Source organism: Pantoea sp. RIT-PI-b, from assembly GCF_001187905.1.
GTDB classification, from domain to species: domain Bacteria; phylum Pseudomonadota; class Gammaproteobacteria; order Enterobacterales; family Enterobacteriaceae; genus Pantoea; species Pantoea nemavictus.
The window spans coordinates 373,939-398,671 of sequence record NZ_LGIS01000012.1 but is presented as its reverse complement, the minus strand read 5'-3'; the positions used below and the strand labels follow the sequence as shown (position 1 = coordinate 398,671).

Annotated in this window: 23 protein-coding genes and 3 tRNA genes; 12 read left to right on the top strand and 14 right to left on the bottom strand. The window is 55.2% G+C overall.

The genetic code is table 11. The features are described 5' to 3' along the window. Positions 1–42: 42 nt before the first annotated feature. Positions 43–861 (top strand): pyridoxal phosphatase, encoded by an 819-nt coding sequence (locus tag AC790_RS03615; RefSeq protein ID WP_007890612.1) that lies wholly within the window; start codon positions 43–45, stop codon positions 859–861. 56 nt (positions 862–917) lie between these two features. On the opposite strand, the gene modC is transcribed toward AC790_RS03615, so the two are convergent. From modC to AC790_RS24105, 4 genes are all read right to left on the bottom strand, one after another. Beyond that, positions 918–1,976, bottom strand: a complete 1,059-nt coding sequence (gene modC / locus AC790_RS03610) for a molybdenum ABC transporter ATP-binding protein ModC (RefSeq protein WP_049850928.1) — start codon at positions 1,974–1,976, stop codon at positions 918–920. Further along, positions 1,976–2,668 (bottom strand): molybdate ABC transporter permease subunit, encoded by a 693-nt coding sequence (gene modB, locus AC790_RS03605; RefSeq protein WP_007890614.1) that lies wholly within the window; start codon positions 2,666–2,668, stop codon positions 1,976–1,978. Before modB ends, modC begins: the two co-directional genes overlap by 1 nt. Beyond that, positions 2,665–3,438, bottom strand: coding sequence for a molybdate ABC transporter substrate-binding protein (modA, locus tag AC790_RS03600; RefSeq protein WP_049850927.1), 774 nt, complete (start codon positions 3,436–3,438; stop codon positions 2,665–2,667). The genes modB and modA overlap by 4 nt, the downstream gene beginning before the upstream one ends. A 127-nt stretch (positions 3,439–3,565) precedes the next feature. Beyond that, positions 3,566–3,724, bottom strand: coding sequence for an AcrZ family multidrug efflux pump-associated protein (locus AC790_RS24105; RefSeq protein WP_007890616.1), 159 nt, complete (start codon positions 3,722–3,724; stop codon positions 3,566–3,568). Between the two features lie 118 nt (positions 3,725–3,842). On the opposite strand from AC790_RS24105, the gene modE reads away from it, so the two are divergent. From modE to gpmA, 6 genes are all read left to right on the top strand, one after another. After that, positions 3,843–4,625: a molybdenum-dependent transcriptional regulator gene (gene modE / locus AC790_RS03595; protein WP_007890617.1), complete on the top strand. Its 783-nt coding sequence runs from the start codon at positions 3,843–3,845 to the stop codon at positions 4,623–4,625. A gap of 76 nt (positions 4,626–4,701) precedes the next feature. Then, positions 4,702–6,174, top strand: a complete 1,473-nt coding sequence (gene modF / locus AC790_RS03590; protein ID WP_049850926.1) for a molybdate ABC transporter ATP-binding protein ModF — start codon at positions 4,702–4,704, stop codon at positions 6,172–6,174. 267 nt (positions 6,175–6,441) lie between these two features. Next, positions 6,442–7,485 carry a galactose-1-phosphate uridylyltransferase gene (gene galT / locus AC790_RS03585; protein ID WP_049850925.1) on the top strand — a complete coding sequence of 348 codons (1,044 nt, stop codon included), beginning with the start codon at positions 6,442–6,444 and terminating at the stop codon, positions 7,483–7,485. Beyond that, positions 7,486–8,634, top strand: a complete 1,149-nt coding sequence (galK, locus tag AC790_RS03580) for a galactokinase (RefSeq protein WP_049850924.1) — start codon at positions 7,486–7,488, stop codon at positions 8,632–8,634. Then, a complete protein-coding gene (gene galM / locus AC790_RS03575; RefSeq protein ID WP_049850923.1) occupies positions 8,628–9,662 on the top strand; it encodes a galactose-1-epimerase in 1,035 nt (344 codons plus the stop codon). Before galK ends, galM begins: the two co-directional genes overlap by 7 nt. A 149-nt stretch (positions 9,663–9,811) precedes the next feature. After that, on the top strand, positions 9,812–10,564 hold the full coding sequence (gene gpmA / locus AC790_RS03570; RefSeq protein ID WP_008109047.1) for a 2,3-diphosphoglycerate-dependent phosphoglycerate mutase: 753 nt from the start codon (positions 9,812–9,814) through the stop codon (positions 10,562–10,564). A gap of 61 nt (positions 10,565–10,625) precedes the next feature. On the opposite strand, the gene aroG is transcribed toward gpmA, so the two are convergent. Beyond that, positions 10,626–11,678, bottom strand: a complete 1,053-nt coding sequence (gene aroG / locus AC790_RS03565; RefSeq protein WP_007890624.1) for a 3-deoxy-7-phosphoheptulonate synthase AroG — start codon at positions 11,676–11,678, stop codon at positions 10,626–10,628. Positions 11,679–11,978: 300 nt separating this feature from the next. Between aroG and AC790_RS03560 the strand changes: the two genes are divergently transcribed. From AC790_RS03560 to zitB, 4 genes are all read left to right on the top strand, one after another. Next, positions 11,979–12,344 carry a YbgS-like family protein gene (locus AC790_RS03560; RefSeq protein ID WP_200902249.1) on the top strand — a complete coding sequence of 122 codons (366 nt, stop codon included), beginning with the start codon at positions 11,979–11,981 and terminating at the stop codon, positions 12,342–12,344. A 104-nt stretch (positions 12,345–12,448) separates the two neighbouring features. Then, on the top strand, positions 12,449–13,033 hold the full coding sequence (locus AC790_RS03555) for a response regulator transcription factor (RefSeq protein ID WP_049850921.1): 585 nt from the start codon (positions 12,449–12,451) through the stop codon (positions 13,031–13,033). Next, positions 13,015–16,101, top strand: a complete 3,087-nt coding sequence (locus tag AC790_RS03550) for an ATP-binding protein (protein WP_072093390.1) — start codon at positions 13,015–13,017, stop codon at positions 16,099–16,101. Before AC790_RS03555 ends, AC790_RS03550 begins: the two co-directional genes overlap by 19 nt. Then, complete coding sequence (gene zitB, locus AC790_RS03545) at positions 16,070–17,038, top strand: CDF family zinc transporter ZitB (protein ID WP_049850919.1); 969 nt, start codon at positions 16,070–16,072, stop codon at positions 17,036–17,038. The genes AC790_RS03550 and zitB overlap by 32 nt, the downstream gene beginning before the upstream one ends. Here the strand turns inward: zitB and pnuC are convergent. The 3 genes from pnuC to AC790_RS03530 all read right to left on the bottom strand — a co-directional run bounded on the left by pnuC (position 17,032) and on the right by AC790_RS03530 (position 19,494). Continuing rightward, the gene (pnuC, locus tag AC790_RS03540) at positions 17,032–17,754 is read right to left on the bottom strand and encodes a nicotinamide riboside transporter PnuC (RefSeq protein ID WP_007890629.1); all 723 of its coding nucleotides are present in this window, start codon (positions 17,752–17,754) and stop codon (positions 17,032–17,034) included. The two genes, zitB and pnuC, sit on opposite strands and share 7 nt — an antisense overlap. 36 nt (positions 17,755–17,790) lie before the next feature. Beyond that, a complete protein-coding gene (gene nadA / locus AC790_RS03535) occupies positions 17,791–18,852 on the bottom strand; it encodes a quinolinate synthase NadA (RefSeq protein WP_049850918.1) in 1,062 nt (353 codons plus the stop codon). Between the two features lie 135 nt (positions 18,853–18,987). Beyond that, positions 18,988–19,494 carry a methylated-DNA--[protein]-cysteine S-methyltransferase gene (locus AC790_RS03530; protein ID WP_049850917.1) on the bottom strand — a complete coding sequence of 169 codons (507 nt, stop codon included), beginning with the start codon at positions 19,492–19,494 and terminating at the stop codon, positions 18,988–18,990. Positions 19,495–19,652: 158 nt separating this feature from the next. Between AC790_RS03530 and AC790_RS03525 the strand changes: the two genes are divergently transcribed. Continuing rightward, positions 19,653–21,125: an AlkA N-terminal domain-containing protein gene (locus AC790_RS03525; protein WP_049850916.1), complete on the top strand. Its 1,473-nt coding sequence runs from the start codon at positions 19,653–19,655 to the stop codon at positions 21,123–21,125. A gap of 440 nt (positions 21,126–21,565) precedes the next feature. On the opposite strand, the gene AC790_RS03520 is transcribed toward AC790_RS03525, so the two are convergent. The 6 genes from AC790_RS03520 to tolB form a co-directional block, all read right to left on the bottom strand. Next, positions 21,566–21,641 (bottom strand) — tRNA-Lys (locus AC790_RS03520). A 27-nt stretch (positions 21,642–21,668) separates the two neighbouring features. Continuing rightward, positions 21,669–21,744, bottom strand: a tRNA-Lys gene (locus AC790_RS03515). Between the two features lie 53 nt (positions 21,745–21,797). Continuing rightward, a tRNA-Lys gene (locus AC790_RS03510) sits at positions 21,798–21,873 on the bottom strand. Between the two features lie 166 nt (positions 21,874–22,039). Further along, positions 22,040–22,834, bottom strand: coding sequence for a cell division protein CpoB (gene cpoB, locus AC790_RS03505; protein ID WP_036621514.1), 795 nt, complete (start codon positions 22,832–22,834; stop codon positions 22,040–22,042). A gap of 9 nt (positions 22,835–22,843) precedes the next feature. After that, on the bottom strand, positions 22,844–23,365 hold the full coding sequence (gene pal / locus AC790_RS03500) for a peptidoglycan-associated lipoprotein Pal (RefSeq protein WP_007890635.1): 522 nt from the start codon (positions 23,363–23,365) through the stop codon (positions 22,844–22,846). A gap of 64 nt (positions 23,366–23,429) precedes the next feature. Further along, positions 23,430–24,725, bottom strand: a complete 1,296-nt coding sequence (gene tolB, locus AC790_RS03495; RefSeq protein WP_007890636.1) for a Tol-Pal system beta propeller repeat protein TolB — start codon at positions 24,723–24,725, stop codon at positions 23,430–23,432. Between the last annotated feature and the right edge of the window lie 8 nt (positions 24,726–24,733).

The following is a 24,733-nucleotide window of genomic DNA, read 5'->3' as shown; positions in this document are numbered from 1 at the left end:
GTGTAGACTCAATGCTTTGCCAACTCCCGGACGGAAAGTGTAATGAGCTACCGCGTAATCGCCCTTGACCTCGACGGCACCCTGCTGACCCCGAATAAAACCATTCTGCCTGAATCCATCGAAGCGCTGGCCCGCGCACAACAGGCGGGCGTGAAAGTGTTGATCGTTACCGGTCGCCACCACTGCGCCATCCACCCTTTTTATCAGGCACTTAAGCTCGATACACCCGCGATATGCTGTAATGGCACCTATTTGTATGATTATCCGGCGAAAAAGGTGCTGGCTGCCGATCCGCTTGAGAAAAACAAAGCCGCCCGTGTGATTGAGATGCTGGATGAAGAGAACATCCATGGTCTGCTGTATGTTGATGATGCGATGCTGTATCAGACGCCAACAGGTCATGTAACGCGAACGCTAAACTGGGCGCAATCGCTGCCGGAAGCGCAGCGTCCGCTGTTCCTGCAGGTGCCCAGTCTGGCGCAGGCCGCAATGGAAGCCACTTCGATCTGGAAATTCGCGCTGTCGCATCCGGATACGCGTGCGCTGCAGCAGTTTGCCGAGCGCACCGAAGCGGAATTGGGGCTGGCCTGTGAGTGGTCGTGGCACGATCAGGTGGATATCGCCAAAGGCGGCAACAGCAAAGGCAAGCGTCTGGCGCAGTGGGTGGAAAGTCAGGGCTTCAGCATGCAAGACGTGCTGGCATTTGGCGACAACTACAACGATCTCAGCATGCTGGAACAGGTAGGATTAGGTGTGGCGATGGGCAATGCCGATGACGCCATCAAAGCACGCGCCAAAAAGGTGATTGGCACCAATCTGGAGCCGGGCATCGCCGAAGTGATAAACCAGGAAATCCTGTAACCATAGGATGTAGCGGCGCAATTTATTGCGCCGATTTTATCAAACCGTGCAATAAATCATGCCGCAATCGACACGCTTTTAATCTGCGCATACAACCACTGATCGGGCCGAATGCCCAGCTCATCCCGCGCCCACGGCGAAATGCGCGCCCACAGCTCGCTAATGCCGATGCGCAGTTTTACCTCCACCTGATCGTCAATCTCCAGCAGCTCGACAACCTGCGCCGGCAAAATATTGCGGATCGAGGTATTGTGCGGCGGCTGCAGCGCCAGCGAAACGTCGGCTGAAGCGATACGAATGCGCAGCGGTGTTTTCAGCGGCTGGTTCACGCGACTGACCCAAATATGCTGATCGCCCAGCGACAGCGCCGTCATCGGGTAATCCGGATGCTGCTCCAGCACCTGCACGCGCAGCACGCTGGTGCGCTCGGCAAGCGGCAGCCAGGGGCGCATTGCCGTGCTGCTCCATACCTTCTCCAGCGAGCCAAAGGCTTTCACCTGGCCCGCATCCAGCACCAGTACGTTATCCGCCAGCTGCAGGATTTCATCGAGGCTGTGCGACACGTATATAATCGGAATATCGACCTGCTTCGCCAGCTTTTGCAGATAGGGCATCAGTTCACGTTTGCGCGGCAGATCCAGCGACGCCAGCGGTTCGTCCATCAGCAAAATATCGGGCGCAGTGAGTAAGGCGCGGCCAATCGCCACGCGCTGTTTTTCGCCGCCCGACAGCGATGCCGGATAGCGCGTTAACAGCGATTCAAGGCCGAGCAGCGCCACCAGCGCGTTGAACTGTGACTTCATCGACGGTGCCATGCCGTATTGCAGATTGCCGCGTACGCGATAGTGCGGGAACAGCCGCGCATCCTGAAACACGTAGCCGATGCGACGCTTTTCCGGCGGCAAATTCACGCGCGATGCTGAATCAAACAGCAAACGATCGTTCAATTCAATGCGCCCGCTTTGCGGCTGGGTCAATCCACCAATCGCGTTAATCAACGAGGTCTTCCCCGCGCCCGACACACCAAAAATGGCGGTGATACCGCTAGCGGGAATATTGACGTTAACGTCGAGCAGGTGATCACCCAACTGCTGAGAAATGTGCAGATGTAGCATTACGCCGCTCCCAGCCGCTTACGGCCCCAGCGCGCCAGCAGCTCAGAAGCCACCAGCGACATCAGCGCCAACGCAATGGCCACCGCACACAGTCGCGCAGCGGTGCCTTCGGCGCCAGGCGTTTCGATCAAGGTAAACATCGCCGACGGAATGGTGCGCGTCTCGCCAGGAATGTTGGAAACAAAGGTGATTGTGGCGCCAAATTCGCCCAGCGAGCGAGCAAAAGCCAGCACCGTACCGACAATGATACCCGGCAAGGTGAGCGGAATGGTGATGGTGAAGAACACGCGCCAGCGCCCGGCACCGAGCGTGCGTGCCGCCTGCTCCAGTTTGCTATCGACCGCTTCCAGCGCGAGGCGAATTGCTCGCACCATCAAGGGAAAGGCCATCACCGCCGACGCGACGACTGCGCCGCGCCAGCTGAAAGCGAGAGTGAAGCCGAACCAGTCATACAACCATTCACCGATGAAACCACGTCGGCCTAAGGCGATCAGCAGCAGATAGCCCACCACTACCGGCGGCAGCACCAGGGGCAGATGAACAAGGCTATCCAGCAAAGTTTTGCCCGGAAACCGGCAGCGCGCCAGAATCCAGGCCATCATGATGCCAAACGGCAAGCTGCACAGCACCGCTACACAGGACACTTTCAGGCTGAGAAAAACGGCCTGCCATTCGGGATCGCTCAATATCATTTCTTCGGCGTAAATCCATACTGTTTAAATACGGCAGCGGCATCCGGCCCCTGCAAATAGTTATAGAAGGCGGTTACCGTTGCGTTCTGATGTTCTTTGACGATCGCCATCGGATATTCCACCGGCTTGTGGCTATCTTCCGGGAAACGTCCCACTACCTGCACTTTCTGACTAGCAACCGCATCCGAACCATAGACAATGCCGTAAGGCGTTTCATTACGCTCTACCAACGCCAGCGCGGCACGCACGTTATTGGCCGGCGCCAGCTGCGGGGATAAAGCGTCCCACGCACCCAGTTTTTGTAATGCTTCTTTGGCATAAATCCCGGCCGGTACGTGATCGGGATCGCCCACCGCCAGTCGCTCGCCTTTCAACAGACTTTTCCAGTCGGTTTTACTATCAACGGTCACCACTTTGGCTGCATCACTTTTTGGGGCAATCAGCACTAAATCGTTGCCAAGCAGCGTATAGCGCGTATTGGTCACTACGCTGTTTTTTGCCACCACATCGTCCATCCACTGCTGGTCGGCGGAGATGAACAGATCGGCAGGCGCACCCTGATCAATCTGACGTGCCAGCACCGATGAAGAGGCAAATGAAGAGACCACTTCAACGCCGGTTTTCTTTTGATACTGCGTGGCGATCTCCTGCAACGCATTCGTCAGTGACGCGGCAGCGAACACGGTGATTTTTTCCGCAGCAACCGCCTGACCGGCCAGAGAAAGCGTCAGTACAGTGACTGCAGCCAAACGGTAATGATTTTTTTGCATTTGTTGCTCCTTGTTACGTTATATATTTGATAATACAACGTCGGCACAAATGCGTCATGAGATAGTTATCGGCAGGATTTTACGGAAGTTAATAACAAAACGCCCGCAGGGTGCGGGCGTTGGGAAATCAGTGTTGCGAGCTGTTGGCGGGACGATCGTCGCGGCGGCCAAATTTAGAGATGACGTTGAAAACTTCACCCAGGCCGTAAATCAGACCGAGCATAATCGCCATCACAATCGGCACCATGATGATAGCCACAGCCAGGCTTTTTAACAGTTCCAGCATGGAAACCTCACGCAGAAAATAAAAAAGTGATTGTAACGGTTAGAGAAAAAAACGCACTGCCCTTTTCGTGCTTTTACTTTTAAGCAGTAAACTGAGCGGATTAACCTAAGGAGCTGACATGCAGGCAGAACTTTCTCTTCATATTCGTCTTCAGCAGAAGCTGTTTGCCGATCCGCGCCGTATTGAGCTGCTGAAACGCGTGCAGCAAACCGGCTCCATTAGCCAGGGCGCAAAGCTGGCGGGCATCAGCTACAAAAGTGCCTGGGACGCGATCAACGAGATGAATCAGATGGCCGATCAAACTTTAGTTGATCGCGCCACCGGTGGCAAAGGCGGCGGCGGCGCGCAGTTGACGCAGTATGGTGAGCGGCTGATTCAGCTTTTCCAACTGATGGAACAGATTCAGCAGAAAGCCTTTGACGCGTTGCAAAGCGACAGTTTACCGCTCGATAGCCTGTTAGCGGCGATTGCGCGTTTTTCGCTGCAAACCAGCGCACGCAACCAGCTGTTTGGCACGGTGCTAGCCAGCGACCATCAACAGGTGCAGCAGCACATTGAGGTACTGCTCGCCGACGGCACCACACGTTTACAGGTGGCGATCACCGAGCGCAGCGCCGAACGTTTGCAGCTCGACAGCGGTAAAGAGGTGCTGGTGTTAATTAAAGCGCCGTGGATTCAGGTTAGCAGCACGGCAGGCAGCAGCGATAACCAGCTGGCCGCGCAGATTAGTGCCATCGAACCCGGCGAGCAGGTCAGTGAAGTATTGATGGCCCTGCCAAGCGGCGAAACGCTGTGCGCCACCGTCACTAACGATGAGGTTAAACAGCAGAATCTGCAGCCTGGCGCCAGCGTCACCGCCAGTTTTAATGCTGAACACGCCATCATCGCCACACTGCTCTGAAATCTCCGCCATGATTTGACTTCACCTGCATCGCTGGCTAAAACTGAGCAACACGATGCATAAAACGGAATACATCATGGCTTCATTGCAAATTTCGCAAGGCATATTTCACCTTAGCGCCACCCGAGCACTGTCACTCAACGATTTAACCCTTAACAGCGGCGAAAGCTGGGCTTTTGTCGGCGCCAATGGCAGCGGCAAATCGTCGTTGGCGCGCGCGCTCTCCGGCGAGCTGCTGCCCGGTAAAGGCAGCGTGCAGCAGAATTTTCAGCGCCGTACGCGCCTGTCGCTGGAGCAGCTCCAGCAGCTGGTCAGCGATGAGTGGGAACGCAATAACACCGATATGCTCAGTGAAGGCGAAGATGATACGGGCCGCACTGCGGCGCAAATCATTCAGGACGAGGTGAAAGACGAGACGCGCTGTCAGGCACTGGCGCAGCAGTTTGGTATCACTTATCTACTCGATCGCCGCTTCAAATATCTCTCCACTGGCGAGACGCGCAAAACGCTGCTGTGTCAGGCGCTGATGGCGCAGCCCGATCTGCTCATTCTTGATGAGCCTTTTGATGGACTGGATGTGGCGTCGCGCGCCAGCCTGGCAAACACCCTCAACGATTTGCACCGCAACGGTTACAGCGTGGTGCTGGTGCTAAATCGCTTCGACGATATTCCTGATTTCGTCGAGAAAGTGGGCGTGCTGGCCGAATGCACGCTGACGCATGTGGGCGAACGTCGTGCCGTGCTGGCCGAAGCGCTGGTGGCACAGCTGGCGCACAGTGAGCAGCTGGCTGGCATGGCGCTGCCGGAAGCGGATCAACCTGATCAACTGCCACAATTAGCTGAAGATGCGCCGCGCGTGACTCTGCGTAACGGGGTGGTGTCCTACAACGATAAAGCGGTGATTAATGGCCTGAGCTGGCAAGTGAATCCTGGCGAACATTGGCAGATTACCGGGCCGAACGGCGCGGGCAAATCCACCCTGCTCAGTTTAGTCACTGGCGATCATCCGCAGGGCTACAGCAATGATTTGACGCTGTTTGGCATCCGCCGTGGCAGCGGTGAAACCATTTGGGATATCAAGCAGCACATCGGTTACGTCAGCAGTAGCCTGCATCTTGATTATCGTGTCAGCTGCAATGTGCGCACCGTGGTGCTCTCGGGTTTCTTTGATTCCATTGGCCTGTATCAGGCGGTGTCAGATCGGCAAAAAGCGCTGGCACGCCAGTGGCTGGCCCTGCTCGGGATGGATAATCAGCTGGCCGATGCGCCGTTCCACAGTTTGTCGTGGGGACAACAGCGGCTAGTGCTAATTGCGCGTGCGCTGGTAAAACACCCGACGCTGCTGATCCTCGATGAACCGCTGCAAGGGCTGGATCCAATTAATCGCCAGCTGGTGCGCCGTTTTGTCGATGTATTGATTGGCGAAGGCCGCACGCAGCTATTGTTTGTGTCACATCACGCCGAAGATGCTCCGCAGTGCATCACTCATCGCCTGAGTTTTGTCGCGCAAGAACAAGGTTACGGTTTCCTGCAAGAATCGCTGCGGTAATTGGCGGTCGCCATTAATGGCGACCCTACAATGAGCTTTAGTAGGGCGCCCATTAATGCGCATCGAAATAAAATCACTCACCAATGTAACCGCTACCATTCCATTGCCTGGTAATTAAGCAAATAGCAACGATAACCCCACAAAATGAGAATCGTCACCTTGTGTAAACGATACCATTTATCCAGACTGGATCACGCTTTCACGCGGGTCTTTGTGCTACTTTGATCAAAACCTTGTTTATCTGTTTGCCGTTTACCAGGACTCATCATGGAAAAATTTAATCCGGTCGATCATCCGCATCGCCGCTATAACCCATTGATCGATCAATGGGTGCTGGTTTCACCCCATCGCGCTAAGCGTCCGTGGCAAGGTGCGCAAGAAACGCCGGCACTGGAGCAGTTACCGGCACACGATCCCGACTGCTTCCTTTGTGCCGGAAACACCCGCATCACCGGTGACATCAATCCCAACTATAAAAGCACTTACGTGTTCACCAATGATTTTGCCGCGCTGATGACCAATACCCCCGACGCGCCGCAGAGCGACGATGTGTTGATGCGCTGCGAAAGTGCGCGCGGCACCAGTCGCGTAATCTGCTTTTCGCCGGATCACAGCAAAACGCTGCCAGAACTGCCGCTGAGCGGACTGGAAGATATTGTCCGTACCTGGCAGGAACAGACCGCCGACCTCGGCCAACACTATCCTTGGGTGCAGGTGTTCGAAAACAAAGGTGCGGCGATGGGCTGTTCGAATCCCCATCCGCACGGCCAGATTTGGGCCAACAGTTTCCTGCCAAACGAAGCGCATAAAGAAGATGACAATCAGCGACGTTACTTTGATGCAAAAGGCTCACCGCTGTTGGTGGATTACACGGCGCGCGAGCTGAACGATGGCAGCCGCACGGTGGTAGAAACTGAGCACTGGTTAGCGGTAGTACCGTGGTGGGCCGCGTGGCCGTTTGAAACGCTGCTGCTGCCAAAAGCCCACGTAAAACGCATTACCGATCTCACCGAGCCGCAGCGCACCGATCTGGCGCTGGCACTCAAGCAGCTGACCAGCCGCTACGACAATCTGTTCCAGTGCTCCTTCCCTTATTCGATGGGCTGGCACGGTGCACCGTTCAATGGTGAAGCCAACGACCATTGGCAGTTGCATGCCCATTTCTATCCGCCGCTGTTGCGTTCAGCCACGGTACGCAAATTTATGGTTGGCTATGAAATGCTGGCCGAAACCCAACGTGATTTAACGGCGGAACAGGCAGCTGAACGTCTGCGTTCTGTCAGCGATGTCCATTTCCGCGAGGCGCAATAAATGTCTTTAAAATCCATTACTCAACAGGTTTTCGCTGACACCTTCGGCTATCAACCTACGCACAGCATTCAGGCGCCGGGCCGCGTGAATCTGATCGGCGAACACACTGACTATAACGATGGTTTCGTGCTGCCCTGCGCCATCGATTACCAAACGGTGATTGCCTGCGCCATACGCGATGACCGCGAAGTGCGCGTGATTGCGGTCGACTACGACAATCAGCAAGACAGTTTCTCGCTGGACGCGCCCATTGAGCCGTTAAAAGAGCCGATGTGGGCCAACTACGTGCGCGGCGTGGTGAAACATCTGCAGAAACGCGATGCCAGCTTTGGCGGCGTGGATATGGTGATCAGCGGCAACGTGCCACAGGGCGCAGGCTTGAGTTCATCAGCATCTCTGGAAGTCGCGGTAGGCACGGTTTTCCAGCAACTGTATGCCTTGAAGCTGGACGGCGCCGCCATTGCGGTGAACGGTCAGGAAGCCGAGAACCAGTTTGTTGGCTGCAACTGCGGCATCATGGATCAGCTGATTTCGGCACTTGGCCAACCTGACCACGCCATGCTGCTGGATTGCCGCACACTCGGCACGCGTGCGGTATCGATGCCGGAAGATGTCGCGGTAGTGATCATCAACTCCAACTTCAAGCGCACCCTGGTGGGCAGCGAATACAATACGCGTCGCGAACAGTGTGAAACCGGTGCCCGCTTCTTCAACAAACCCGCGTTGCGTGACGTCACGCTGGAAGAGTTTGCCGCCTCCGAAGGTGAGCTGGATGCGTTAGTAGCGAAGCGCGTGCGTCACGTCATTACGGAAAATGCGCGCACGCTGGAAGCGGCGGATGCGTTGAGCGCGGGCGATCTGAAGCGCATGGGCGAACTGATGGCTGAATCCCACGCTTCAATGCGTGATGATTTTGAAATCACTGTACCGCAAATCGATCAGTTGGTTGAGATTGTCAAAGCCGAGCTCGGTCCGCGCGGCGGCGTGCGCATGACCGGCGGTGGTTTCGGTGGCTGCATCGTGGCGCTGATGCCGATCGATCTGGTCGATGCCGTGAAAGCGGTAGTGGCCGAAAAATATGAAGCGCAAACCGGCATTAAAGAGACCTTCTACGTGTGCAAAGCGTCCGCAGGAGCTGGCCAATGGTAAGTGATATCAATTCTCACGCGCCAGACGGGCAGCCATGGCGCATCACCGTGCTGCGCAATCGCAACGGCATGGTCGCAACCTTCATGGATTGGGGGGCGACCTGGCTGTCGGCGCGCGTACCGATGCGCGATCACAGCGTGCGTGAAGCGCTGCTCGGCTGCGCGACGCCATCAGATTATCTGCATCAGGATGCCTATCTTGGGGCCACCATTGGCCGCTACGCGAACCGTATTGCCTCGGCAGAACTCAAGCCGCTCAATCTGCTGCTGGCCGCTAACCAGGGCGCGCATCAGCTGCACGGCGGACCAGAAGGATTTGATAAGCGTCGCTGGCAGATTCTCAGCCAGAGCGAAACCGAGGTGCACTATCGCCTTGATTCGCCCGATGGCGATCAGGGTTATCCTGGCAATTTGATTGCTGACGTGATCTATCAGCTTGATGATGATAATTGCCTGTCGATTCGTTATGAAGCGAAGACGGATAAGCCCTGCCCGGTCAATCTGACCAACCATGCTTACTTCAATCTTGATGCGCATCATGGTGATGCGCGCCAGCATCGCTTACAACTGCACGCCGATCGTTACTTGCCGGTGGATAGCGAGGGCATCCCCAACGCGCCGCTGAAAGAGGTGGCGGGAAACAGTTTTGATTTCCGCCAGCCGAAGTGCGTTGCCGATGAGTTCCTTGCTGATGACGATCAAAAAGCGGTGAAGGGCTATGACCATGCCTTTTTACTCAACACCGCTGGCGACAGCAGCCAGCCCGCCGCCCATTTGTGGTCTGCCGATGGCAAGCTGGAGTTGAGCGTATTTACCGCTGCGCCGGCGCTGCAGTTCTACACCGGTAACTATCTGGCGGGAACACGCGCCCGTGAGCAAGACAGCTATACTGCTTTCCAGGGCATTGCTCTTGAAAGTGAATTTTTACCGGACTCGCCCAATCATACGGAATGGCCGCAGCCCGATTGCTGGCTGCAACCCGGCGACAGTTGGCAGTCCGTGACGCGTTATCGCTTCACGTCGCACTAGCCGCCGGATGAAAAACGCGCACTGTGCTGCCGACAGGCTTACGCAGTGCGCTGTTTTCCGCTATGGTATGGCGCTATTAGTGAGCCGCTTCTCGGTGGCCGCAGCCGGTTTCAATACTAATCGTAAATCGAGCATTAAGGAGTAAAGCTATGGCCGTAACTAAGCTGGTACTGGTGCGACACGGCGAAAGCCAGTGGAACCAGGAAAACCGCTTCACCGGATGGTACGACGTGGACCTGTCTGACAAAGGTCGCACGGAAGCCAAAGCAGCCGGTCAGCTGCTGAAGAAAGAAGGTTTCGTGTTTGATTTCGCTTACACTTCCGTGCTGAAGCGCGCTATCCACACCCTGTGGAACGTGCTGGATGAGCTGGATCAGGCCTGGCTGCCGGTTGAGAAAACCTGGCGTCTGAACGAGCGTCACTACGGTGCGCTGCAAGGTTTGGATAAAGCGGAAACCGCAGCAAAATACGGTGACGAGCAAGTTAAACAGTGGCGTCGTGGCTTTGCCATCACCCCACCGGAACTGGATCGCGCTGATGAGCGTTTCCCAGGCCACGACCCGCGTTACGCCTCACTGACTGATGCACAGCTGCCAACCACCGAAAGCCTGGCGCTGACCATCGAACGTGTAATCCCGTACTGGAACGAAAGCATTCTGCCGCGCATCAAGAGCGGTGAGAAAGTGATCGTTGCCGCACACGGTAACTCACTGCGCGCACTGGTTAAATACCTCGACAACCTGAGCGAAGATGAAATCCTCGAACTGAACATCCCAACTGGCGTGCCGTTGGTGTATGAGTTCGACGAAAACTTCAAGCCGCTCAAACGTTACTATCTGGGTGATGCTGACGAGATCGCTGCGAAAGCAGCAGCCGTTGCAAACCAGGGTAAAGCCAAGTAAGCGAACGCTGAAACGCAAAAAGGCCAGACGCGAGTCTGGCCTTTTTTATCGCATGTCGCGATTAACCGCGGCGCTGTTTCACCGCCTGCGCCAGCTGACGCAGGGCTTTTTCCGTGTCTTCCCAGCCAATGCAGGCATCGGTGACGCTCTGGCCATACACCAGCGGTTTGCCGCTTTCGAGGCTCTGGTTACCTTCCACCAGATGGCTCTCAATCATCACGCCGGTAATCGCCTGCTCGCCGCCCGCAATCTGCTGCGCAACGTCATCGGCAACCACCATCTGACGCTGGAACTGCTTGCTGCTGTTGGCGTGGCTAAAGTCGATCATCACCTGCGGACGCAGGCCCGCTTTCTCCAGACCGGTTTTCACCGCTGCCACATGCTCAGCACTGTAGTTCGGCTCTTTACCGCCGCGCAGAATGATATGGCAATCTTCGTTACCGCTGGTTTCCACAATCGCTGAGTGGCCATATTTGGTCACCGAGAGGAAGCAATGAGGCGCGCTGGCTGCACCAATCGCGTCAATCGCCACTTTAATGGTACCGTCGGTGCCATTTTTGAAACCAACCGGGCAGGAAAGACCGGAGGAGAGTTCACGGTGCACCTGCGATTCGGTGGTGCGCGCGCCAATGGCGCCCCAGCTCATCAGATCGGCCATATATTGTGGCGTGATCATGTCGAGGAACTCACCTGCCGCCGGCAAGCCGATATCATTGATATCCACCAGCAGCTTACGTGCCAGACGCAGACCATCGTTAATCTGGAAGCTGCCATCCATGAAGGGATCGTTAATCAGCCCTTTCCAGCCCACCGTGGTACGCGGTTTCTCAAAGTAAACGCGCATCACCACTTCAAGATCGTCTTTCAGCTCATCACGCAGTGGCAGCAGACGAGCGGCATACTCTTTCGCCGCTTTGGTATCGTGAATTGAGCAAGGACCAATCACCACCAGCAGACGATCATCTTCGCCATGCAGGATGCGGTGGATTGCCTGGCGTGACTGCGCTACGGTTTCAGCCGCTTTATCGCTGGCGGGGAATTTTTCAAGTAAGGCAACAGGAGGAAGTAACTCTTTGATCTCTCTGATGCGTAAATCGTCGTTCTGGTAATCCATACGTCATTCCATTCAAATTTCTGGCCCAACGTCCGTCGGGCGCAACCCGCCCACTTTAGCCCTTCACAGGGTAGGTGTAAATTACGTACCCGTCTTAAAATGTACATCTCAAATTTGCATTTATATTTTCATGCACTAAGCTTTTTAAATGTAAGCACTAAGGATTGATGTGTTTGCAAAATTTAATATTTAAGCGAAGCGTATAAGGTGGAATTTTATTCCATCGCGGCACGCTATTTTCGTCACACAACACCAGCCGGTGTTTGACGGCAACTATCCATTAATTACTGGAGCATAATGATGAATAAGTTTGCAATTATCTTTCTGACGGCAGCGATGACTTTAGGTAGCGGTGCGGTTATGGCTGCAGATAACTCTTCAGACAATAATGGCGCGGCTAATGCTGCAGCTGAAGCGGGCGCAGCAGCAGGCGATGCAAAACAGAACCTGCCACCGAATAACGTTGATAACAGCAAAATCAACAATGGCAGCACCAATACTAATAGCGCGGCAACCTCAGGCACTGATTCAAGCAATATGTCAGCCAGCCAGGTTCACAAAAACAGCATGTGTAAAGACGGCAAATGCCCGGATATGAATAAGAAAGTCGACACTAAAGAAGGTGGCGGCCACGTGAAACATAAAACTGACGGTACCGCGCAATAAGGTTACCAGCAGTTTAAATAAGGGAGAGCTTCGGCTCTCCCTTTTATTTTTCCCCCTGCCCTTTTCCGCTATGCTGGAGCAATGAAATTCACAGGAACTGATTCATGGCTTCATTGCTGCTTATTGATGATCATCCGTTAGTTGCCGTCGCACTGGAAGCGGCGAGTGCTCACGCCCCCATCCCCTTAAAAATTCACGCTGCTGGCGATGAAGCGCAAGCGCGCCAACTGCTTCAGCTGCATCACATTGATGTGATTGTGCTCGATATCGGTTTGCCGGACTGCGACGGACTGGAGCTATTGCGCCGTTTACGCCTGCGCAATCAGCAGTGTCCGGTGTTGATCTACTCAGCACAGCAGAGTCGCCACACGTTGCTCAGTGCGGTATCGCTCGGTGCCGCCGGTTATGTGGTAAAGAGCCAAAGTATGGCGCAACTGCTCAGTGCCATTTTGGCGGTGCTCGGCGGCCAACAAGCCTTCCCGCCGCTGCCAGAACGTATCGAACTGCCTTTAACTGAGAAAGAGCAGCAAATTGTGGCGCTGCTGGTGAAGGGATTGTCGAATTTGCAGATTGGCGAACAGCTGCATATTAGTAATAAAACCGTAAGCACCCACAAGAAAAATATTCTGGAGAAAACCGGCGTGCAATCGGTGGTAGAACTCGCCGAACTGTGGAAAGCGCAGCAGTGAGGATTTGGCTGTTGCTGTGTACGTTATTGCTGAGTCTGCTGGCGAGAGCCGATTTGCAACCCGCCAGCAGCGTGATGTTGCCTGCCATGATGCCTGCGCCGCATGCTGAGCCATGGCCCGGCGCATCGTTGCGCGTCGCGGTTCCGGCGCAAAATAGCGCCCCATGGGCGATGCGGATCGGCGATCGCATTTGGGGCATTGATGCTGATTATCTTAGTGCTCTCAGCCAACTGACCGGCACCCACTTTACGCTGCAAAGCTATGCGGATCGTAGTCAGCAGCTGGCGGCGCTGCAACGCGGCGAGGTGGATTTGGTGTTGAGCACCGAACACGCACAGTTGCCGCCCGATATTCTGCTTAGCGACAGCTGGTACAGCAGCCCGATTCGCATCTATCGCAACCGCGATAACCAGCGCGCGGTGATGTTCAATAGCGAGACCGCCCAGCTCACTATCGCTGAAGCCACGCTGGCCCAACTGCCAGCCGATTTTGTGCAGCAGCACCGCTGGCATAGCCTGCCGGGTGATCTGCAGGCGCTGTATGCCTTGCTGAATCAGCAGAGCGATTATCTAGTGGCTGACGAAGCCAGCGCGGGCTTTTTGCTCGGCCAACTGCAGCAGGGACAGATTTATCAGATTACCGCCGATCCCGGCGCTAGCGAGTTAACCTTACGCGCTTTAACGCGCGATCAAGCCCTGATTCACTGGCTCAACAGCCAGCTGCGCCTGCTGCCCGCCGAGTTCAGCAATCGCGTACAGCAGCGCTGGAGCCCGCCGCTGTTGCGCTATCAGGACACGCAAACCCTGATGCTCTCAGCCAGCGAAAAGCAGTGGCTGGCGCAGCATACTGACATCCCTTACGCCGTTGAAGCAGATAACGCCCCTTGGAGCTATCGCGATAGCAATGGCAATGCTCGCGGCTTTGGTATCGATCTGCTCAATGCGCTCAGCCAAAGCACCGGCCTGCGCTTTACGCCGCATTGGGTTAGCAATCCGCAACAGGCCACCACGTTAATGCAACAACAGCAGGTGATGCTGAAACTGTTTCAGCCGCTGTTTGGCGACGATGCCAACAGCAATACCTTGCCGGTTTGGCGCGCCATTTGGGGGATTTATACCCTTTCCACATCGCAACCCATGAACTGGCAAACCCTGCAAGGCCAGCGCGTTGGCATCGTGCGCGCAGATTTAGCCCAGCGTTTATTGCCATCCGGCATGGTGCCACAGCTGTTTGAGGATCGCGCACAGCTGTGGCAGGCGCTGAACAGTGGTCAGATCGATGCCTTAGTGGATAACGTGCTGTCAGCGCGCTGGCGCATGGCGAGTCATCAGGATAATCGCGTTCATCTGGCGTTTGCCGCCAGCGATATTGCCTGGCCATTGGCGCCGCAGGTCAGTGCTGCACAACCGCAGTTACGTGCGCTGCTCGATCATGCACTCCAACAGATTCCCCCCGACACGCTCAACCAGATGCGCGTGAGCTGGTCACAGCCGCCACAGCCGGGTAACAGCATGGCGATGCGCAATATTCCGTTGATGATCCTGATCGTCGCCGGCATGACGATTTTGCTGCTATTAGCCTTGTTGCTGCGTCGCTATTGGCAACAGCGCCGCGACCGGCTGCAGCGCGAACAGGCCGAGCGCGCTAATGCCGCCAAGAGCCAGTTTCTCGCCACCGCCAGTCACGAGCTGCGTACGCCGATGCAGGCAATTCTCGGTTTGCTGGAGCTGGAACAGCAGCAGCATCCGAGCGAACGCCTGGCGCTGATGCACAGCAGCGCGCGATCGCTGATGGCCCTGTTGAACGATCTGCAGGATCACGCACGCATTGAGAGTCAGAGCTTCCGCCTGGCGCCACGCCCGCTTAATCTGGTGCACTGGCTACAGCAACAGCAGCAGTTTTATCATCCTTTGATGCGTGACACCGGGCCAGTGCTGATTGCTGAAGCGCTGACGCCGCTACCAGCCTGCGTGTTGCTGGATGGCGATCGCCTGCAGCAGGTGGTGAATAATCTGGTGGCCAACGCGCTAAAATTTACCCGCGCGGGCGAAGTGCGCCTGTCGCTGGCGGTCGAGGAAGATATTCAGCTGACGGTGACCGACAGCGGCAGTGGCATCCCGCTCAGCGAGCAAGCGCAGCTGTTCGAGCCGTGGTACCAGGCGCCGTCCGGCAAAAGCCATGCCGTGCAAGGCAGCGGCTTGGGGCTGTTTATCTGCCGCGAAATCGTGCAACGCATGGGGGGCACGCTGACGCTGACTTCGCAGCCAGGACTCGGCACCACGGTTAGGGTGCAATTGCCGCTGGTGCTGAGTGAAGCGCCATCAACCGAGCGCACAGCAAGCTGGCCACGCTATTCCCATTTGCGCGTAGCGATCGTTGACGATCATCCCACCAATCTTTTAGTGATGCAGCAGCAGCTGGCCAACTTTGGCGTGGAAGCAATGGTGTTTGAAGAGGGTCGAGCGCTGCTGCAGGCAGATGACAGGCAGCCGTTTGATATGCTGTTTATCGACCAGATGATGCCGCGCCCGGATGGTTTAACCCTGCTGCGCATTCTGCGCCGTCGTCAGCGCCAGCGTGGCACAAACGTGCTGCGCGTGCTCTGCTCTGCCGATGTACAGTTGCTGAAAATGACGCTGCAGGATGATGAAGCATTACTGTTAAAACCGATCGAGCTCGATCATCTGGCGCCGCTGCTGGCGCGAGCGGCAATGGATCCATTGGCTGCGTTGCCAAATAGCCTGCTGATTCTGGCGCAGAATAATCAGGCGTTTATTCCGCGCATTTGCCAGACTCTGCAACGAACCCTACTGCAGGATCGTGATGCGCTGCTTAACGCGCGCGCGACCCAGAACTGGTCCTTACTGGAACAGGCGGCGCACCGCATGAAGGGCAGTTGGTTGATGTTGGGTATGGATGAAGTAGCCGAGCGCTGCCAGCAACTGATTGTGCAGGCTAAACAGCAACAGTTGCAGGTTGATAATCTCAATTTACTGATATCATTAACAAACAGGTTACTTAAACAACTGGAAAATTATGGCACACACTCATTCTCACGGCTCAGCTAACGGCAACCGCACGCGACTGGCGGCCGCATTTGGCGTGACCGCGCTGTTTATGGTGGCCGAAGTGATTGGCGGACTGGTTTCAGGTTCGCTGGCGTTACTGGCGGATGCCGGACATATGTTGACCGATGCTGCCGCACTGCTGATGGCGCTGCTGGCCGTACAGTTTGCCCAGCGCAAGCCAAATGCGCGTCATACGTTTGGTCTGCTGCGTTTGACCACGCTGGCGGCGTTCGTTAACGCTATCGCGCTGCTGGTAATTACCGTGCTGATTGTCTGGGAGGCGCTGCGTCGCTTCTATCAGCCACAGCCGATTGCCGGTGGTTTGATGTTAGGCATCGCCATTGCCGGATTATTCGCTAATCTGCTGTCATTCTGGCTACTGCATCGCGGCAGTGAAGAGAAAAATCTCAACGTGCGCGCTGCAGCGCTGCACGTGCTCGGCGATTTACTCGGTTCGGTTGGTGCGATTGTCGCCGCCGTAATCATTATGCTGACTGGCTGGACGCCGATTGACCCGATTCTTTCGCTGCTGGTGTCATTACTGGTGGTGCGCAGCGCCTGGTCGCTGCTGCGTGAGAGTTTGCATGAGTTACTGGAAGGCGCGCCAGGCCATATCAATGCCGATAAGCTGTCGCGCGAGCTGACGCGCAATATTGATGAGGTGCGTAATGTGCATCATGTGCACGTTTGGCAAGTAGGTGAAAAACCGGTGCTGACGCTGCATGTGCAGGTGATACCGCCTTACGACCATGACGGCTTGCTGCAACGTATTCACCACTATTTGCACGAGCACTATCAAATTGCCCACGCCACGGTGCAGATGGAGTATCAAGCCTGTAGCGGACCAGATTGCGAGCTCGGTTTAGAGAGTCATGCTGCGCAGCACGATCATCATGATCATGCTGCGCTGGAAGGACATGCCCATCACCATCACTGATGTGATAGCGCACGCGAGCCGTGTTCGCGTGCGCTTTGCATCCACAAGCGCGAACCGTTGAGGGCAATCAGCGTTAGGATCGCGTACTCGAGCGACATCGCATACACGCCCTGACGGGCGAAAATCATCACGCTAATCACGTTGATCACCACCCACAGCAGCCAGTTTTCAACGTATTTACGCGTCATCAGAATCATCGCCACAATCGACAATACCATCATGCACGAATCCCAGAATGGGAACGCATCGGGCTGTAGCTGCGGCATCGCCACGTTGAGTCCCATGCTCTGCATGATGCCCACCGCGGTTTTGGTCAGGAAGGCGAACACCGGATCGATGTACACCGTCATCAAGGCAATCGCCACCACGCATGCCGCCCCCCAGCCCAACGCTTTCGGCAGCGGCAGCCAGCGAATCCTTAACTCGTGTTCGTTATTGGACGTTTGCCGACTCCACGCGTACCAGCCATAGACGTTGGCGACGAAGAAGAACAGCTGCAGCAGCAAGCTGGCGTAGAGCTGGATCTGGAAAAAGATCACCGCGAATAACGTGACGTTAATCAGACCGAAGAAGTAGTTGATGATTTTTTCGAGACTGGCAAGCCAGATGCACAACAGGCCCGCGACGGTGCCGACGGCTTCAATCCATGAGAGATCGTAGCCGCCCACGCCGAGCGGAATGTGAACCAGGATGTTTTGCGTGCTAAAGAAGTCCATGCTATGTACCTATACCCTAAATATGAAGGGTGCGCGTCATGCGTTCCCTTTTACCTTGAGTTTGAGATCTGCTGCAAAGGATAGCATGCGGTTGAGCGGTCGCAACGCAGCCTCCCGCAACGCGCTGTCCACGTGAACTTCATGCTCGCTGCCGCCGCGCGCCAATCCTTCAGCAATCGCTTTCAGGCCGTTCATCGCCATCCACGGACAGTGCGCGCAGCTGCGGCAAGTCGCGCCCTCGCCAGCGGTTGGTGCTTCCAGCAACTCTTTTTCCGGCACTGCCTGCTGCATTTTGTAGAAGATACCGCGATCGGTGGCGACGATCATTTGTGGATGCGGCAAGCTTTGCGCCGCCTGAATCAGCTGGCTGGTGGAGCCCACCGCATCGGCCAGATCGACAATCGCCTGCGGTGATTCAGGATGCACCAGCACCGCCGCATCCGGATAGAGTGCCTTCATGCGTTGCAGCGCCTGGGTTTTGAATTCGTCATGCACGATGCACGCGCCCTGCCAGCACAGCACATCGGCGCCGGACTTCTGTGTGACGTAACGGCCAAGATGGCGATCGGGCGCCCAGATAATTTTCTCGCCGAGGCTGTCGAGATGCTCAATCAGCTCAACCGCGATGCTTGATGTTACCACCCAATCCGCACGCGCTTTGACCGCCGCTGAAGTGTTGGCATACACCACCACGGTGCGGTCAGGATGTTCATCGCAGAAGCGATTGAACTCTTTAATGGGGCAGCCGAGATCGAGCGAACATTCGGCCTGCAGCGTGGGCATCAGTACGGTTTTTTCCGGGCTGAGGATTTTCGCGGTTTCCCCCATAAAACGCACGCCCGCCACCAGCAAGGTTTTCGCCGGATGCGTGCTGCCAAAACGCGCCATTTCCAGTGAGTCCGACACGCAGCCGCCGGTCTCTTCCGCCAGCGCCTGAATTTCGGGATCGGTGTAGTAGTGCGCCACCATCACCGCATTACGTTCTTTCAGCAGACGTTTGATTTCGTTCTTATAGTGGGCTTTTTCATCGTGGCTGAGACGTGCCGGTTTCGGCGGGAAAGGATAGATTGCGCTTTCAGGATCAAACATCAGGCTCATGACACGGCTCTCGTTTTCTCAATTTAACAAAATTGCCTACTACGGCAATGATGCGGCATCAAAACCGCCATCGTGTTTTATATGCTAAACACGATAGCGGAATTGCGCGAGAGTGTCGTCTCTTTTTTGCGCGCCCTATAGCAACAATACGCTGCTCATAGATTTCTGTAGGCTTTCCAATTCCAGCAGGAATGCTTTAACGCTGAGACCGCCCGCGAAGCCGGTCAGCTTTCCGTTGCTGCCAATCACGCGATGGCACGGCGCCATAATCGACAGCGGGTTTTTACCGTTCGCCGCGCCTACCGCGCGCACCGCTTTGGGATTACCGATTTGAACGGCGATTTGCTGATAGCTACGGGTTTCACCAAACGGAATCGTGAGTAGCGCTTGCCAGACTTTTTTCTGGAATTCGGTGCCAACCGTGTCGTACGTCATATCAAACTGCTGGCGCTCACCAGCGAAGTATTCCCGCAGCTGGCGTTCCGCCTCACAGAGAATGGGGTGTTGATCGTTATGGCTGATCGGCGTCAACGGTACGCGCTGCGCACCTTCATTTTCCCATAGAATGGCCGACAATCCGTTGTCAGTAGCAATAAGCGTGAGCTCCCCAACAGGGGTGGCGATAATTTTGGCATGATACATAGTGCACCTCCGGCGTAATCTCTGTTGGCGATTATCGCACTTCTAACCTGAGAAACTGGCTGTTTTCGGTCATCAGCATAAACTGGTTAGCTGTCCGAAAGCAGCGAGTTTTCCTGTTCAGCTTGCGCGACCATGCGGTTTATTTGCTGGAGATCATGATGTTTGATCCTGAAATTGCTTACCAGGCGCTGACCTCGCGCGATAGTCGCTTCGACGGGCTGTTTTTCGTTGGCGTGACGTCAACCGGCATTTATTGTCGGCCCATTTGCCCGGTGAAAGCGCCGATGCAGAAGAACTGCCTGTTTTTCAGCAGCGCTGAAGCCGCCGAGAAAGCGCATTTCCGCCCCTGTTTGCGTTGCCGCCCTGAGCTGGCGCCGGGCTTTGCACCGGTGGACAGTCATCATCGCATTGCCGATCGCTTGATTCGACGCATCGAAGAAGGTTTGCTGGAGGAGCAGGAGACGCTCGCAGAGATTGCTCGCGAGTTTGACCTAAGTGAGCGCCAACTCCGTCGAGTAGTGCAGCATGAGCTAGGTGTGTCGCCATTAGAATTGCGTCAGACGCGCCGTATGCTGCTCGCTAAGCAACTTTTAACTGAAACCTCGCTGCCAGTGACGGAAATCGCTTACGCGAGCGGCTTTCGTAGTCTGAGGCGTTTTAATGATGTGTTTCAGGCACGTTATCGCATGACGCCTTCCCGCTTACGCAAGCAGAGCCAACCCGATTCTGTCACTCCCATTCAGGAAAGTGCCGAGCTGCGCCTGAGTTATCGCCCGCCTTATGATTGGGACGCAATACTCGATTTTCTACAGCACCGCGTGATGAAAGAGGTGGAATGGGTGAACGACGGCATTTACCACCGCACCGTGGCGTTGGGCAATTGTCGCGGCTGGGTGCGCGTGAGCCATCTTGCTGAGAAACAGTCGTTGAAAGTGCAATTCACCACGTCGTTGACGCCGGTGCTTCCCGCCCTACTGCGTCGTCTGCGCGATCTGTTTGATTTGGATGCGCAACCACAGCGTATAGCAGAGCATCTGAGCCACGATCCGCTACTGGCGGAGAGTTTATCCCGCTTTCCCGGTTTACGCGTTCCTGGTGCGTTTGACGGCTTTGAGCTGGGTGTGCGTGCGATACTCGGCCAGCAGGTTACCGTGAAAGCCGCAACGACGTTGAGCAGTCGTATGGCACAACGCTTTGGCGAATCACTGGCAACGCCGTGGCCAGAGCTGTCTCGTTTGCCACCCAATGCGGAGACGCTGGCGGCGGCAAGCATTGATGATATCGCCAGCCTCGGAATTGTGAGTGCGCGTTCACAAGCCATTCAGGCTTTGGCGCAGGCGTGTGCTTCTGGCGCTTTGCGGTTTAACGGTGCGGTGAATCCTGATGTGGTTCAGCAACAGTTACTGGCGCTGAAAGGGATTGGGCCGTGGACGGCGAGTTATATTGCGATGCGCGCTCTGCGTTGGCCGGATGCGTTTCCGAAAGAGGATATCGCGATTCGTAATAATCTTGGCGGCGTGAGTGCCAAAGTAGCGGAACAGTTATCACAGGTTTGGCGACCGTGGCGCAGCTATGCTGTGCTGCATATTTGGAAAAGTCTGACGCCGGTTAAGGTCATTAAAAGTAATTAAACCGTGCCAACAGCCGAAAGGATCGGGCGGTTACGTAAAGTCGCCGTGGATACATCCCTGTAGGCTCTACCGGCGCATCCATGCGCCGGAAGCTTTACTCCACCGCCCGATCCTTCCGTCTTCGTTATGCATCGGTGCGATTATTTAAAGCAACGACAAAGCTTAAGGGCCAGTAAAGGCGAGTGCGGAAGGAGCTAAGCGTCCGAGCCATGGACATAAACGCCAGGATCGTTTTTGCACAATGCGAAGCGTTGCCCGCTTGCGGGCGAGCCTCATGGATGAGGCGAGTACTTGCGAGGCCGATCCACAGGGATGTGATGTGTCTTCGCGATCCGTCCCGCCTTTTAGAGCCCGGCACCCATCCCAAAGCAACATCGTTAGAATTTTTTCTAAAATGTAGAAAAGCAAAAAGGCGCCATTAGGGCGCCTTTCTACATAACTGGTGGGTCGTGCAGGATTCGAACCTGCGACCAATTGATTAAAAGTCAACTGCTCTACCAACTGAGCTAACGACCCGTTGAGGGCTTACAACCTTATGCTTGATGGTGGGTCGTGCAGGATTCGAACCTGCGACCAATTGATTAAAAGTCAACTGCTCTACCAACTGAGCTAACGACCCATCAAGGTTGTGAAGCTTACTGAAGAAATCATCTCACTAACAACGGGTTGAGATGGTGGGTCGTGCAGGATTCGAACCTGCGACCAATTGATTAAAAGTCAACTGCTCTACCAACTGAGCTAACGACCCATCTTCAGTGCTGCCGATACTTGTTAAGATATGTCCCGGCAACGGCGGCATATATTACTGATTTAGCGGGGCGGCGCAACCCTTATTTTCCACTAAATGTCTCAATTGCTTACCTTTCATGCTGTAAGACCAGAAATCACACGAAATCCGGTCTTTTATGCACAAATTACAACCCGGCAAGGCGTTTTTGCGCCTGCTTCGCAGAATCACTATTTGGGAATTGTTTGATCACTTGCTGGAAGACGGCCTTGGCTTTCGCCGTGTCATTCTTCTCTTGCATGATCACGCCAACTTTAAACAGCGCTTCTGGGGCTTTTGGCGATTTCGAATAATTCTTTACCACTGTGGCAAAATAGTAAGCGGAATCGTCTTTTTTACCCTTGTTGTAAAACAGCTGACCAAGCCAATAGTTGGCGTTCGGCTGATAGGTAGAATCAGGATATTTCTTCACCCAAGCCTGCAGGGCGGTAATCGCCTGATCGTACTGCTTCTTCTCCAGAATCAGCGCAACGGCAGCATTGTAGTCCGTATTGGCATCGCCGGTTTGAGCTGGCGCTGCCGCAGTGGCGCTGTTGTTGCTGCCGCTATCAGAGGTCGCTGCGCCCGCTGCAGCAGCATCTGCACCACCGCTCGCCTGGGCGCCGTTGCTGCCGGAGCTGAGGCTATCGATCTGCTGATAAAGCTGTTTCTGGCGCTCAATTACCTGATTAAGCTGATAGCTATTTTGCTGGATTTGCCCGCGCAGCGAATCGATATCGCTTTGGTTATCGCTCATCTGCTGCTGCAACTGCTGCAGAAGCTGAGCCTGGGCATTAGAGATACGTTCAAGAGTGGTGACGCGGTCTTCGACCGAGCCTGAGCCAACGCTACTGATTGACGCCTGGGCATTAGCGGCCCAGGGGGCCGCTAAACCAACCAGTAACGACAGACTCAATAGATGAAGTCTGAAGTTACTCATCATACGATTATCTTAGTAAACCAGTACGGCACGACGGTTTTTAGCGTAAGCCGCTTCGTCATGACCCAGTACAGCTGGTTTTTCTTTACCGTAAGACACGATAGACATCTGGTCAGCAGAAACGCCTTTGCCTTGCAGATACATCTTAACGGCGCTTGCACGACGTTCGCCCAGGGCGATGTTGTATTCTGGGGTACCGCGCTCATCCGCATGACCTTCGATGGTCACTTTGTAAGACGGGTTGCCACGCAGGAATGCAGCGTGCTGATCCAGCATCTGAGCGTAATCAGACTGCACGTCATACTTGTCCAGACCGAAGTAAACGATGTTGTTCTGCTGCAGCTGCTGCATCTGCAGACGCGCTTGCTCGTCAGAAGACATGTTACCGTTCTGGCCCGCACCAGCACCGTAAGCACCGTCGTTAGCGCCCATACCAGTCTGATCGTTGTTGTTGTTTTTGTGTGAGCTACATGCAGCTACTGCGATAACCGGCAGAGCCAGCATCAAACCCTTCAGCACTTTATTCAGTTGCATTTCTTTATCCTATTATTTTGTTTGCCATACATTTTAATCCCCCGCCGTGCAGGGGACCTATGCATCACAGATACGGCGACCAGGCAGGGAATTTGACCTGTCCATCAGTTGCCGGAAGACGCGCTTTGAAACGCCCGTCGGTTGAAACCAACTGCAACACGGAACCCATCCCCTGAGTAGAGCTATAGATTACCATTGTGCCGTTTGGCGCCAGACTTGGCGTTTCATCCAGGAACGTGTCCGTTATTGTTTGAACGGCTCCCGTTACCAGATCCTGTTTGGCGACATGCTGAGCGCCACCGGCGCTGCTGATCATCACCATCGTTTTACCGTCAGTTGACACGTCCGCATCCTGGTTTTGCGCACCTTCCCAGGTAATACGTTGTGGCGCACCGCCGTTAACTCCAACTTTATAAATCTGAGGCGCACCGGCCTGATCCGAGGTATAAGCCAGCGTCTGGCTATCCGGGAACCACGTCGGTTCAGTGCTGTTGTAGCGGCCATCTGTAACCTGACGCGTCTGACCTGAAGCCAGATCCATCACGTACAGGTTCAGGCTACCGGTTTTCGACAGCGCGAAGGCCAGTTTAGAACCGTCTGGTGAGAAGGCTGGCGCACCGTTGTGACGCGGATAAGAAGCTACCTGACGGATTGCGCCGTTAGACAGCGTCTGCACTACCAGCGCAGATTTGCCGCTTTCGAAGGTCACATAGGCCACTTTGCTGCCATCTGGCGACCAGGCTGGCGACATCAATGGCTGCGGTGAGCGGTGAACCACAAACTGGTTGTAGCCATCGTAATCCGACACGCGCAGCTCATACGGGAACTGACCGCCATTGGTCTGGACCACGTAAGCGATACGGGTACGGAATGCACCTTTAATGCCCGTCAACTTCTCGAACACTTCATCACTGGCGGTGTGCGCGGCATAACGCAGCCACTGCTTAGTCACTTTATAAGAGTTCTGGGCCAACACGGTACCTGGGGCACCGCCGGTATCCACCAGCTGATAGGCAATTTGATAGCTGCCGTCAGCGTTAGGGGTTACCTGACCGACAACGACTGCATCAATACCTAATGCACTCCACGCGGCAGGCTGTACTTCCTGCGCGCTGGTGGGTTGTTGTGGCAGACGAGAACGATCCAGCGGGTTAAATTTACCGCTGTTGCGTAAGTCAGCGCTAACAATGCCGCCGATGTCTTCTGGTGCCGCGCCTGGGCCAGCCCATTGGAACGGAACCACACCAATAGGACGTGCGGTGTTAACGCCCTGCGTAATTTCAATACGTACTTCTGCATGGAGCATGGCTGCCCACAGCAGTACAAAAAAACCTAAGGTTACACGAAGTGCCTGCTTCATCTTATCTC